General features: G+C 30.2%; 8 protein-coding genes. 7 read left to right on the top strand and 1 reads right to left on the bottom strand.

Annotation, left to right across the window (positions count from 1 at the left end):
* The first annotated feature begins 9 nt into the window (after positions 1-9).
* From LXD69_RS06465 to LXD69_RS06475, 3 genes are all read left to right on the top strand, one after another.
* On the top strand, positions 10-2,607 hold the full coding sequence (locus LXD69_RS06465) for a S8 family serine peptidase (RefSeq protein ID WP_052705265.1): 2,598 nt from the start codon (positions 10-12) through the stop codon (positions 2,605-2,607).
* A gap of 85 nt (positions 2,608-2,692) precedes the next feature.
* Entirely contained in the window at positions 2,693-3,859 is a 1,167-nt protein-coding gene (locus LXD69_RS06470; protein ID WP_246918356.1) for a class I SAM-dependent rRNA methyltransferase, read from the top strand.
* Between the two features lie 142 nt (positions 3,860-4,001).
* Positions 4,002-6,905: a M4 family metallopeptidase gene (locus LXD69_RS06475; RefSeq protein WP_246918358.1), complete on the top strand. Its 2,904-nt coding sequence runs from the start codon at positions 4,002-4,004 to the stop codon at positions 6,903-6,905.
* 82 nt (positions 6,906-6,987) lie between these two features.
* On the opposite strand, the gene LXD69_RS06480 is transcribed toward LXD69_RS06475, so the two are convergent.
* Complete coding sequence (locus LXD69_RS06480) at positions 6,988-8,589, bottom strand: fumarate hydratase (protein WP_045969823.1); 1,602 nt, start codon at positions 8,587-8,589, stop codon at positions 6,988-6,990.
* A gap of 200 nt (positions 8,590-8,789) precedes the next feature.
* On the opposite strand from LXD69_RS06480, the gene LXD69_RS06485 reads away from it, so the two are divergent.
* The 4 genes from LXD69_RS06485 to LXD69_RS06500 all read left to right on the top strand — a co-directional run bounded on the left by LXD69_RS06485 (position 8,790) and on the right by LXD69_RS06500 (position 13,552).
* A complete protein-coding gene (locus LXD69_RS06485; RefSeq protein WP_045969821.1) occupies positions 8,790-9,419 on the top strand; it encodes a response regulator transcription factor in 630 nt (209 codons plus the stop codon).
* Positions 9,420-9,556: 137 nt separating this feature from the next.
* Positions 9,557-11,092, top strand: a complete 1,536-nt coding sequence (locus LXD69_RS06490; RefSeq protein ID WP_045969819.1) for a pyridoxal phosphate-dependent decarboxylase family protein — start codon at positions 9,557-9,559, stop codon at positions 11,090-11,092.
* Between the two features lie 5 nt (positions 11,093-11,097).
* A complete protein-coding gene (locus LXD69_RS06495; RefSeq protein ID WP_246918360.1) occupies positions 11,098-12,429 on the top strand; it encodes a lysine N(6)-hydroxylase/L-ornithine N(5)-oxygenase family protein in 1,332 nt (443 codons plus the stop codon).
* Positions 12,430-12,436: 7 nt separating this feature from the next.
* The gene (locus LXD69_RS06500; protein ID WP_246918362.1) at positions 12,437-13,552 is read left to right on the top strand and encodes a heparan-alpha-glucosaminide N-acetyltransferase domain-containing protein; all 1,116 of its coding nucleotides are present in this window, start codon (positions 12,437-12,439) and stop codon (positions 13,550-13,552) included.
* Positions 13,553-13,583 lie beyond the last annotated feature (31 nt).

The raw sequence follows: 13,583 nt of genomic DNA on the forward strand, positions 1-13,583 counted from the left end.
TTATTCTCTATGTCAAATTCTTTTGGACAAACAGAAATGGAGAGAAAACAAATTACAAATGAATATAATGTTCAGCAAATCACAAAAATGTCAAATTCATTTCTTGAAAAAGAAAAAGCTAATAAAAAGGCTGCAATTGAATTTGCAAAAAGTAACAATATACCAATATATGTTAATTTAAAAGATGGAGGCTATGCAGAGCTACAAAGAGTAGATGCAGACGGAAGTTTAATTTATTATAGCACTTTTAATGTTGCAGCAGCAAAATCTACAAGAGCCAATCACCTTCATTCAGGTGGAAGTTTAGGATTAAATTTAAATGGACAAAACATGATTGCTTATGTTTGGGACGGTGGTCATGCTAGAGTAACACACCAAGAATATGATGGTGCTGGCGGATCAAATCGTGTAAGTGTTGAAGATGCAGCATCTGAAGGAGGAACTCAGTTAAATTTTCATGCAGCGCATGTTACAGGGACTATCGCAGCTTCTGGTGTAGTAGCAAATGCAAAAGGAATGGCTCCGCAATCTAGAGTAAGAGGGTATATGTGGAATAATGATTTGTCTGAAGCGACTAGTGCTGCGGCAAATGGGATGCTTATTTCTAACCATTCATACGGATTCCGTTCAGATCTTGTTCCGGATTATTATTTTGGAGCATATATTAATGATTCTAGAGATTGGGATAATTTAATGTATAACGCACCTAATTATTTAATGGTTGTAGCTGCAGGAAATGATGGAGGGACTAATTATAACTCACAGCCATTAAATAGCAGTTTTCCTCAATATGATAAATTAACAGGTCATTCAACTTCAAAAAATAACTTGGTTGTTGCGAACGCACAAGATGCAAATATTGATTCTAGTGGAAATCTTATTTCAGTTTCAATAAACGGTGGTAGTAGTCAAGGTCCAACAGATGATTTAAGAATTAAGCCAGATATTACAGGTAATGGTACAAGTGTTTATTCAACATATCAAAATAGTGATACAGCGTATCAATCAATATCAGGAACGTCAATGGCTTCTCCTAATGTTGCAGGTACCTTATTGTTGTTACAACAGCATTATAATAATATAAATGGAAGTTTTATGCGTTCGGCAACATTAAAAGGAGTGGCGATGCATACTGCTGATGATGCGGGTTCTAATGGTCCTGATGCAATCTATGGATGGGGACTTTTAAATGCAAAAAGAGCAGCACAAGCAATATCTCAAAATGGAAATCAATCAATAGTGAGCCAAAGAACATTACAACCTGGTCAGTCTTATTCAGTAACAGTTAATAGTGATGGAATTAATGATTTATTAGCGTCTATTAGTTGGACAGATCCTGCGGGAACAGCTACTACAGCTACTAACTCATCAACTGCAAAATTGGTTAATGATTTAGATATTAGAATTACGAAATCTGGTACAACGTATTTTCCATGGAGATTAACAGGAGTAAATACTAACGGATTAGGAGATAATGTTAAAGATAATTTTGAAAGAATAGATGTGTCTAATGCTTCAGGTCAATATACAATAACGGTTACACATAAAGGTTCTTCATTATCAGGAGGTAGTCAAAATTATACTTTAATTGTTACGGGAATTACAAATACATCTACAGTTTGTAATGCTACTACTCCTTTAAATTTAAATAATTCAAATACAACATCATCTAGTACTTCATTAAGCTGGTCTTCAGTAGTAGGGGCAACGTATGAAGTTAGATATAAAACTACAACATCGTCAACTTGGACAACGGTTGCTTCGGCTTCTAATGGATTAGTTCTTACAGGACTTTCTTCAAGTACAGATTATGAAGCGCAAGTAAGAAGTATATGTCCAGATTCAGGAACTTCAGCATATTCGGCTTCTAAGCTTTTTTCTACTTTAGGAGGTTCTACAGTGACATATTGTACATCTAAAGGGAATAGTGTTGCAGATGAATTTATTGATTTTGTAGGGTTAAATAATGTGTCAAATTCTACAGGGGCTAATGGAGGATATGGAGATTTTACTAGTTTAGTGGCAAACTTGCCTTATGGATCAAATACTATAAACTTTAGTGCTGGCTTCACAGGATCATCGTATAATGAATATTGGTCTGTTTGGATTGATTATAATAAAAATGGAACTTTTGAAAGTTCAGAGAGAGTTGTAAATGGATCATCTACAAGTAGTGGAACGCTATATTCAACTTTTACAGTTCCTTCAACGGCCTTGTCAGGAAATACAAGAATGAGAATTCAAATGAAATATAATTCGAACTCAACAGCTTGTGAAACTTTTTCTTATGGTGAAGTAGAAGATTATACAGTAAATATCGGAGGTTCTGCGGCTCTTAATTTTGTAAACACAAATGAAGAATTAGGAAATAATAGTGGAAATTATGATTTTAATTTGTTCCCAAATCCTGTTCAAAATATGTTAAATATAAATGTATATGATAATAGAGCAGTTACTTTTTCAATATATAATTTAGTAGGTCAAAAAGTAAAATCTGGAAACAATATTGAGTCAGGAATAGATGTTTCTAAGTTGTCTTCTGGAATGTATATAGTAGAAGTAAATGATGGACAGAAAACGATTTCTAAAAAATTCGTAAAAGAATAATTTTTGATTAATTTTATAAAAACGCCTTGAAAATCAAGGCGTTTTTTTATTCCGAAAACTTAGATTAGTTTTGTAAAAAAAAGAAATGAGTTTTTCAAAAGTGATATTAAAGCAAGGAAAAGAAAAGTCAATACTTAGACGTCATCCTTGGATTTTTAGCGGAGCAGTTTATGGAGTAAGTAAAGAGTTGTATGATGGAGAAATGGTGGATGTTGTAGATAATAATGAGAAGCATCTTGGAACAGGTTTTTTTAGTGATAGAGGAAGTATTGTTGTTCGATTATTAACTTTTAAAGATGAAGTATTTGATACTGATTTTTGGAAAGTTAAGTTAGAATCAGCATGGAGCCTTAGAACAAAACTACTTGATTTTAATGAAACAAATGCTTTTCGATTAATACATGGAGAAGGAGATGGAATTCCAGGGCTAATAGTAGACTATTATAATAAAAACTGGGTTATTCAAGCGCATTCTTCGGGGATTTATTTACAAATCGAAGAAATTGCAAAAATTATCAAGGTTAATTTTCCTGAATATTGTGAAACAATCTATTGTAAAAGTAGTGGAACATTGCCACAGACAGGAAATGATTTCTTTTTATATGGTGATACATCAGAAACTATTGCAAAAGAGAATAATATAAAATTTGCTGTCAATTGGGTAGAAGGTCAAAAAACTGGTTTTTTTCTTGATCAGAGAGATAATAGAAAATTATTGAGTGAATATGCTAAAGGAAAAAAAGTGTTGAATACGTTTTGTTATACAGGTGGTTTTTCAATATATGCTATGAGTGCAGGTGCAGAGTTAGTAACATCTGTTGATATTTCTCAAAAAGCAGTTGATTTGGCAGATAAAAATATGGAATTAAATTTTCCAAATGCAAACCATAAACCAGTTGCTTCTGATGTTTTTGAGTATATGAAAGAGAATCATAAAGAATATGATGTAATAATATTGGATCCTCCAGCATTTGCAAAAAGCATAAAAAGCAAACATACAGCAACTCAAGCATATAAAAGACTTAATATAGCGGGATTAAGAGCATTAGCGCCAAAAGGAATTTTATTTACTTTTTCTTGCTCGCAAGTAATTGATGATGTTTTGTTTTATAATACCATAGCAGCAGCAGCAATTGAAACAGGAAGAAATATTAGAGTACTTCATAAATTATCTCAAGGACCAGATCATCCTATAAATATATATCATCCTGAAGGTCATTATTTAAAAGGATTGGTTCTTTTTGTTGAATAATTTTTATTATTTTATAATAATTATATTAAAAAACTGAATATTTTAATATAATTTAACAAAAAATATAACTTTGTTGTAAAATTATATTTTTATTCTTATCTACCTTTGTTTTTCTAACCAAACAATTAAAAACTAATTAATTATGAAAAACAGATGGCAAAAAAACCTCGGAATTGTCCTGCTTTTTTCTTCATCATTTTTATCTACAGCTCAGGTTTTAGATAAAAATGTGAAGGAGAAAGTATATGATGAAAAAGGGCAACCTGCATTGATAATCTTTAATGAGAATTCAAATGTATCAAATGAAGACTTTCAAAGCGTTCTAAAAGAAAATCTTAAACTAGGAACAGAATTTAATTTTGTAAAAATTAAGGATGAAGTAGATAATTTAGGAATTGTTCATGAAAAGTTTCAACTGTATTACAGCTCTGTAAAAATAGAATTTGCAACGTATACAATCCATTCTAATAAGGGGAAAATTATATCAATGAGTGGAGACGTGTATAATGTTAAAACAGTTGATTTAAATCCAATATTGAATAGTAGTACTGCATTAGAACTTGCCAAAAAAGCAGTAGGAGGAAGTTCTTTTTTATGGGAAGACAAAAAAGAATCATCTTTAATAAATTATACTAAACCTCAAGGTGAATTGGTATTGCTTCCTGATATGGGAAATATTGGTATTGAAAGAGAAAATGCACAATTAATATTAGCTTATAAATTTGATATTTATTCAACAAATCCAGTGAGTAGAGGAGATGTTTATGTTGATGCAAAATCAGGTAAAATTTTATTTTACAATGCAACAATTAAGCATGCAACAAATTTTGGACATGGATCAGCTCATTTATTTACTAAAAATCATGCATGTATATCAAATGATAATAGTTTTGCTATTACAAAAACACTAGAAACTTTGATTACAGGTACTGCTGCAACAAGGTATAGTGGAACTAAAAATATTGAGACAACATTAAGTGGCGGAAGTTATATTTTAAAAGATAACACGAGAGGTAATGGTGTTAATACGTACGATATGAATACAGGAACTAATTATGGTTCAGCGGTTAATTTTACGGATAATGATAACAATTGGACAACAGCCGAACATAGCGCAAACAAAGATAATGGAGCATTAGATGCGCATTGGGGAGCAGAAATGACTTACGATTATTGGAGTTCAAAACACAATAGAAATAGTTTTAATAATTCTGGAGCAGCAATTAATAGTTATGTGCATTATAGTTCTAATTATGATAATGCATTTTGGGATGGTTCAAGAATGACTTATGGAGATGGTAGTGGAACCTATTTTGATATATTAACCTCATTAGATGTAGCTGCTCATGAAATAGGACATGCAGTGTGTACATATACCGCAAATTTAGCTTATCAAAGAGAATCTGGAGCTTTAAATGAAGGGTTTTCAGATATTTGGGGTGCAACAGTAGAGTTTTATGCAGCGCCTAATAAGCAAACTTGGTTAATTGGGGAAGATATAGAGAGACGTTCTGGTCATGCATCACTTCGTTCAATGAGTAATCCTAAAAGTGAAGGACAACCTGATACTTATGGAGGAACCTATTGGAAAAATCCAAACTGTGGAACACCAACACAATCAAATGATTATTGTGGAGTTCATACAAATAGTGGTGTATTAAATCATTGGTTTTACATTTTGGTTCAAGGAAAATCAGGAACTAATGATATTGGAAGTTCATATAATGTTACAGGAATTGGAATGGATAAGGCTGCAAACATTGCTTATAGATTAGAGAGTGTATATTTATCGGCTAATTCAACTTTTGCTAACGCACGTACTTATGGTATTCAAGCAGCTATAGATTTATATGGAGATGCATCTGCTGAGGTAATTGCAACAACTAATGCTTTTTATGCAGTAGGAGTTGGTTCAGCTTATTCAGGTGGAGGAAACCCAACAACATGTTCAACAACAATAACAACTTTTCCTTATTCTGAAGGATTTGAAAATACTTTGGGAGCATGGACACAAGGATCAGGAGATGATTTCGATTGGATAATTAATTCAAACGGAACACCATCTACTAATACAGGACCTTCTGGTGCTGCTCAAGGCACATATTATGTATATGTAGAAGCTTCAAGTCCTAATTATTCAAACAAATCAACAATATTAAACTCACCTTGTTATGACCTGAGTAGTACTTCTTCAGCGACATTTACTTTTAAATATCACATGTATGGGGTTGCTGGTATGGGAGGATTAAAATTACAAGCTAGCACTAATGGAACATCATGGACTGATGTTTGGACAAAATCTGGAAATCAAGGAAATTCATGGTTAGATGCTTCAGTTGATTTAGCTTCTTATGCAGGAGATACGGTTAGGTTAAGATTTGTAGGTTCAACAGGGACAACCTGGCAAGGTGATATTGCAGTAGATGATATTTCATTATCGACTGGAATAGTAAATCCTCCAACCTGTACTAATGTAAATGTAAATTTAACTTTTGATAATTATCCTGAAGAAACAAGTTGGCAGATATTAAATTCAGCAAGTCAAGTAGTAGAATCAGGAGGAACTTATGGTAGTCAAGCTGATGGTTCTTCGTTGACTATTACAAAATGTTTAGCCGCTGGATGTTATACTTTTAAAATTAATGATACCTATGGAGATGGAATGTGTTGTTCGTATGGTAATGGGAGCTATACTGTAACATCTGGAGGAACTACTTTAGCTTCTGGGGGAAATTTTGGAGCAATCCAATCAACAAATTTTTGTGTAGGAACAACAGGTTTAGTTTCAAATATCAATACTGTAACAGAAATTAAACAAGGAATTGATTTTGAAATGTATCCAAATCCAGTAAAGGGTGATGTTTTAAATGTTATTTCTAATGATGGAATGAAAGATTATAAAGTGTTTAATTTATTTGGGCAACTAGTTTTAGAAGGTCAAATTAAAGATAATCAGGTTAATGTATCAAAATTAAGTACAGGAGTTTATGTTATAGAATTAAACACCTACAAAGAGAAAATAACAAATAAGTTTATTAAAGAGTAAGTTTTTTGAGTTAAGTTAAGTGAAAAAGGCTGTTCTAAATTTTTTAGACAGCCTTTTTATATTATAATCAAACTAAGAATTATTACAGATTGGCAAAGAAATCATTTCCTTTATCATCAGTGATAATAAAAGCAGGAAAATCTTTAACTGTAATTTTTCGTACAGCTTCCATTCCAAGTTCTTCAAAATCGACTACTTCAACTTTTAAAATATTGTCTTTTGCTAAAATTGCCGCAGGACCACCTATAGAACCTAAATAAAATCCACCATATTTAGCACAAGCATTTGTAACTTGTTGTGATCGATTTCCTTTAGCAAGCATAATCATACTTCCGCCAGCAGCTTGAAATTCATCTACATAAGGGTCCATTCTTCCAGCAGTAGTAGGGCCAAAACTTCCAGATGGCATTCCTTCAGGAGTTTTTGCAGGACCAGCATAATATATTGGATGGTTTTTGAAATATTCAGGCATTGGTTTACCAGAATCTAACAATTCTTTTATTTTGGCATGAGCAATATCGCGAGCTACTATAACTGTTCCATTTAATTTCAAACGAGTTTTAATAGGATATTTTGTTAATTCAGCCAATATTTCTTTCATTGGTTTATCTAAATCAATAATAACAGGTTCTTCTAAATGAGGAGCAACTTTAGGTAAAAACTGACCTGGATTAGTTTCTAATTGTTCTACAAAGATACCCTCTTTAGTAATTTTCCCTTTAATATTTCTGTCAGCAGAACATGATACACCTAATCCTACAGGACAAGAAGCAGCATGACGAGGTAAGCGAATTACACGAACATCATGAGTGAAATATTTTCCTCCAAACTGAGCTCCAATAGCACTTTCTTGACAAATTTTTTGTACTCTTTTTTCCCATTCTAAATCTCTAAAAGCTTGTCCAGACATATTTCCAGATGTAGGTAAATGATCAAAATAACCTGCAGAAGCTTTTTTTACAGCAGCTAAATTTGCTTCTGCTGAAGTTCCGCCAATAACTAAAGCTAAATGGTAAGGAGGACAAGCTGAGGTTCCTAAATCTTTAATTTTTTCACGAATAAACTCGTCCATCGATTTTTCATTCAATAGCGATTTTGTTTTTTGATATAGAAAAGTTTTATTAGCAGAACCACCACCTTTTGCTAAAAATAAAAACTCATAAGAATTCCCTTTTTTTGCATAAATATCTATTTGAGCAGGAAGATTTGATCCAGAGTTTTTTTCTTCAAACATGCTAATAGGCACAATCTGAGAATAACGTAAATTTTTCTTTTGATACGTGTTGAAAATTCCTTTGGATAACCATTCAGCATCATCAACACCAGTATAAACATTTTCTCCTTTTTTTCCCATTACAATAGCAGTTCCTGTATCTTGACAAGAAGGGAGTTCACCATCAATTGCTACAGAAGCATTTTGTAATAAATTATAGGCAACAAAACGATCATTATCTGTTGCTTCAGGATCATTTAAAATATTTTGCAAACTTTGTAAATGTTTCGTTCTAAGCATAAACGAAACATCATTCATAGCTACTTCAGAAAGAAGTTCTAATCCTTTTGGATCAATTGTTAAAATTTCTCGATCTCCTAGTTTTTCTACTTTTACAAATTCAGAAGATATTTTTTTGTATTTAGTATCATCTTTTTCAATAAGATAAGGGTCTTGGTATATAAAATCCATTGTATTAGTTTTTAGAAGCGTAAAGTTACGGAATGTTTAAAAATTACGAAGTGATTCTTTTCTGCTTTTCAAATTTTAGGTATATTTTATAATTATTCTAAAGTAAATAGTTTCAGTTTTATAAAAGGCTAATTATAATTTAATAAAGAAAAGTTAAAAAATATTATTATTTTTATCAAGTCTAAATAAATAAATAAAAAATGAAATCAAATATTATTATTGCAGATAGCCAAAATTTATATAGGATAGGGCTAAAACATGTATTGAAGAAACATTTTAATAGTTTGACAATTACTGAATTGTCAACAAAGAGAGAATTGATAAAAACCCTTAATAATACAGAAATAGATTATCTTTTTATAGATGTTAATAATGTAATTGATATAGAGAAAAGAGATGTTTTAAATATAAATAAATTATTCCCTACGTGTAGAATTATAATTATTACGTGTTTTCACAACGAGTTTGAAGATGAATTTCTGTATAAAAAGGAGATAAGTGGTTATATCTGTAAGAATAGTCAAGAACAAGTGTTTTATGAAGCATTAATTAAAATACAGAGGAATGATAGATATATATGTAATCAAATTTTAAATAGCGTTTTAGAAAATAACCTTGTTAAACAACAGAATGATTGCAATCATTTAACAACTAGGGAAATTGAAATATTAAAATTAATAGCTCAAGGGAAAACAGGAAATCAAATTGCTTCAATTTTATTTATAAGTGTTCATACTTTTCGTACTCATAGAAAAAATATAATGAAAAAAACTAGTGCAAATTCAACATCTAAGCTTGTTTTATATGCATTAAAAAGTAGTATTGTTTAAAAGAATCTACTCCAAAAAAGGTATTTTTAAATACTCTCAATAATCAATTAAATTACCATTATTTTAGTATTTGTTTCTATTTATTTTGACTCTAATTTTGACTCTCTTTTTAGAATTAATCTAAATAAAAATAACAAATGAACATTGTCAAGCAAACTAATCAAAACACAAATGAGGCTATAATAAGCCAAGATATCTTTAAACAATATGTTTTCTCAAATGAAAAAAGTAGTATTACAAATTATAAAAATAGCATGAAAAAAGCAATTCATGTTATAAGTAAGCATGTTAAAAAGAGAAAAACTCCTTTTACAGGAACTTCTATTAAAAATATAAAAGAAAGAATTGAAAGTATAAAACTTGAAAATTTTAAAGGACAACACTCATTGAATTATGTTTTAGAAGAACTGAAAGAAATTTATTTAAATGATTGTGTTCATTTTCATAATCCTAAATATATAGCACACTTAAATTGCCCTATTTTAACACCAACACTAGTTGCAGAAGCGTTTATTTCATCTCTTAATTCTTCTATGGATACTTGGGATCAAAGTACAGGAGGCACATTTATTGAACTAAAATTAATCGAGTGGACTCTAGGAATTATGGGATATCCAAAAGAAGGAGATGGCATTTTTACAAGTGGTGGAACTCAATCTAACTTAATGGGGCTTTTATTAGCTAGGGATTATTATATAAAAAACAATTATGATATTGATCCAAAGATGGATGGATTACCTTCCGAAGCTTCAAAATTTAAAATATTATGTTCAGAAGTAAGTCATTTTAGTTTAAAGAAGAATTTAAGTTTACTTGGATTAGGGCAAAATGCAGTAGTTCCAGTTTCTGTTGATTCTGATTTTAAAATGAATATTACAAAGTTAGAACAAGCTATAAGAAAACAAAAAGAGCTAGGAAATATACCTATTGCAATTGTAGGAACCGCAGGAACAACAGATTTTGGTTCAATTGATCCATTAATAGAGATTTCAAGAATTGCGAAGAAAAATTCTTTATGGTTTCATGTAGATGCAGCTTATGGAGGTGGTTTATTAATAAGTGAGACACATAAAAATAAACTAAAAGGAATTGAATTGTCTGATTCTGCTACTATAGATTATCACAAAACATTTTATCAACCAGTAAGTTCAAGTGGCTTTTTTATGAGAGATAAGTCATTTGTAGATTATATAAAATATCATGCAGATTACCTTAATTCTAAAGAACAAGAAGAAGAAGGAATTCCAAATATGGTTAAGAAATCAATACAAACTACTAGACGTTTTGATGCACTTAAACTATGGTTCACATTAAGAATTATTGGAGTAGAAGGATTAAGTTCATATTTAGAAAAAGCAGTTGAAAATGCTCAGTTCACAGCAAACTTTTTGAGAGAAAGAAAAGATTTTGAAATGATACACAATCCAGAAATTAGTGCAATTGTTTTTAGATATACTCCATTTTTTGGGAATGATGTTTCTTATTGTAATTTAAATAGTTACATAAGAAAAGCAATTTTTAATGAAGGGAAAGCAATTATAACCAGTACTAAAGTAAATGATGAGGTTTTCTTGAAATTCACATTGCTTAATCCGCTTACAACAACTCAGGATATTGAAGAAGTAATAGCACTTATTATTCATCACGGACAACAATATTCTTTAAAAAATTAATAAAAATGAAAAATATAACATACGATTTTATAGCCATAGGTGTTGGTCCATTCAATTTAGGACTGGCATGTTTAACACAACCAATTGAAAATTTGAATGGTGTTTTTTTTGATAAAAATGAATCTTTTAATTGGCATCCAGGAATGTTATTACAAGATACAACATTGCAAATTCCGTTTCTTGCTGATTTAGTTACATTAGCTGACCCAACAAGCCCATTTAGCTTTTTAAATTATAGTAAAGAACAAGGGAAAATGTATTCTTTTTATATTAGAGAAAACTTTTTATTATTACGAAACGAATACAATCAATATTGTCAATGGGCAATAAAAAAATTGCCTAATGTGTTTTTTAGTACTGAAGTCATACAAATAGATTATAATGAATCAGATGCATTATATAGTGTAACCACAAAATGCACAAAAACAAACGATATAAAGACTTATAATACTAAAAAGCTCATTCTAGGAACTGGAACATCTCCTCATGTTCCAAAATCATGTGAAATACTAAAAGAAAAAGCAATTCATTCTTCTGCATATATTCAAAATAAAGAAGAGTTACAAAAGCAAAAATCAATTACAGTTTTAGGTAGTGGTCAAAGTGCAGCAGAAGTTTTTAATGATTTACTACAAGAAATAGATGTATATGAATATCAATTAAATTGGATAACACGTTCTCCTCGATTTTTCCCAATGGACTATAGTAAATTAACTCTTGAAATGACCTCTCCGGAGTATGTAGACTATTTTTATAATTTACCCGAAAACAAAAGAGAAGAATTGTTAAAAGAACAAAAAATATTGTATAAAGGAATTAATAAAGATTTAATAGGGAATATTTTTGATACTATATATAGTAAAAAAGTGATTAAAGAAATAGATGTTAATTTAAGAACAAATTCAGAATGTATAAAATCTAATTATAACAAAGAAACAGGAAATTTTGAATTAGAACTTCATCAAATAGAGCAAGATAAAAAATATCGTCATACTACGGAAGCGCTAGTCTTAGCAACAGGATATAACTATAAGCTTCCAGAATTTCTTAACGGAATTAAAAATAGAATTAAGTGGGATAAAAAAGAACGATTTGCTACTCATAGAAATTATAGTATAGATGTAAATGCTAATGAAATATTTGTTCAAAATGCAGAGTTACATACTCATGGTTTTGTTACTCCAGATTTAGGAATGGCATGCTATAGAAATTCTTATATCATTAAAGAACTAACAGGAAAAGAATATTATTCTATTGAAAAGCAAATTGCATTTCAACAATTCGGAGTAGAAAAAGAAGAAGTAATCTCTTCAGAAGTATTTGAATTAATTCTTTAATAAAGATATGGAGAAGAAAAGAATAGCAGCTATTGACTTTGCACGAGGAATTAGTGTTTTATTGGTTATCATTGTTCACACCATGCTTATATATGGAAGTATTCAAACTCAAACACAAACACTTTTAGGAGAAATTATTTTATGGATGGGAAGAGGAACACCTATGTTTCTTGTAATAATGGGAATTTCATTTAACCAATCGAGTAGACAACATTTTAGTGCAATATGTAAAAGAGCATTAATAATCCTTTTAATAGGTTATGGATTAAATATATTAAAATTTTGGGTGCCAGAATATATTTTTGGAGGACTTCCACAAAGGTTTGTTGAGGCATACGGACTAATATCTCAAACACTTGATTCGGCATTGTTTTTCTTATGTTTAGGAGATATTTTACAACTTGCAGGAATTACACTTTTTATTATTGCATGTATTAATCATTTTAGTCAGAATAAATGGATTCCTTTGATAATAGGACTAATAATTATTTCTCTCTCTAAAGAAATGAGTGGATATAGAATAGGTATTGCAGGAATAGACTATTTATGTGATCTCTTCTTTAGTAATAAATTCAATGTTTACTTTCCTGTTTTTCCTTGGAGTTCATTCATTTTAATAGGTGTTTTTTTAGGAAAATGGTACAAAGAACTTAAAGAGAATGAAAACACTTTTTTTAAAAAAATTGCAATACAAGGAATCGTATTCATTTTAGTAGGTGCAATATTAATTAAGATAAACCCTGAATATCATTTTGGTGATTATTATCACTTAGGACCAGGTGGAAGCATAGTATTAATGGGTGTAATGTTACTGTTTTTATGGATTTCAAATATCCTTACAATATTAATAGGAGAATATAAGACACTTTTTAAAGGAATAACTTACTTAAGTAAAAATGTAACTAGTTTGTATGTAATACAATGGATACTTATTAATTGGGGAATGTATGTTTTTGGATTTTGGGAACACAATCAGATAACAGTTGCTCTATTAATACCAGTAATGACCTTGTTGACTTTAATGGTAAATGCTGCTTTTTTAAATTGTAAAAACAAACTAACAAATACGAAAATATTACGTTTTCAAAAAATAAAACAATCTAAAGCTCAGTTAATCGAATAATTGAAGAAATAGTAAAATCATATATTATTAA

The organism is Flavobacterium sediminilitoris, assembly GCF_023008245.1.
GTDB lineage: Bacteria > Bacteroidota > Bacteroidia > Flavobacteriales > Flavobacteriaceae > Flavobacterium > Flavobacterium sediminilitoris.

What these genes read in the sequence shown, in the direction of transcription:
- LXD69_RS06475 (WP_246918358.1), top strand. Translation starts at nt 4,002, where the DNA reads ATGAAAAACAGATGGCAAAAAAACCTCGGAATTGTCCTGCTTTTTTCT.
- LXD69_RS06500 (WP_246918362.1), top strand. Translation starts at nt 12,437, where the DNA reads ATGGAGAAGAAAAGAATAGCAGCTATTGACTTTGCACGAGGAATTAGT.
- LXD69_RS06490 (WP_045969819.1), top strand. Translation starts at nt 9,557, where the DNA reads ATGAACATTGTCAAGCAAACTAATCAAAACACAAATGAGGCTATAATA.
- LXD69_RS06480 (WP_045969823.1), bottom strand. Translation starts at nt 8,589, where the DNA reads ATGGATTTTATATACCAAGACCCTTATCTTATTGAAAAAGATGATACT.
- LXD69_RS06485 (WP_045969821.1), top strand. Translation starts at nt 8,790, where the DNA reads ATGAAATCAAATATTATTATTGCAGATAGCCAAAATTTATATAGGATA.
- LXD69_RS06465 (WP_052705265.1), top strand. Translation starts at nt 10, where the DNA reads ATGTCAAATTCTTTTGGACAAACAGAAATGGAGAGAAAACAAATTACA.
- LXD69_RS06470 (WP_246918356.1), top strand. Translation starts at nt 2,693, where the DNA reads ATGAGTTTTTCAAAAGTGATATTAAAGCAAGGAAAAGAAAAGTCAATA.
- LXD69_RS06495 (WP_246918360.1), top strand. Translation starts at nt 11,098, where the DNA reads ATGAAAAATATAACATACGATTTTATAGCCATAGGTGTTGGTCCATTC.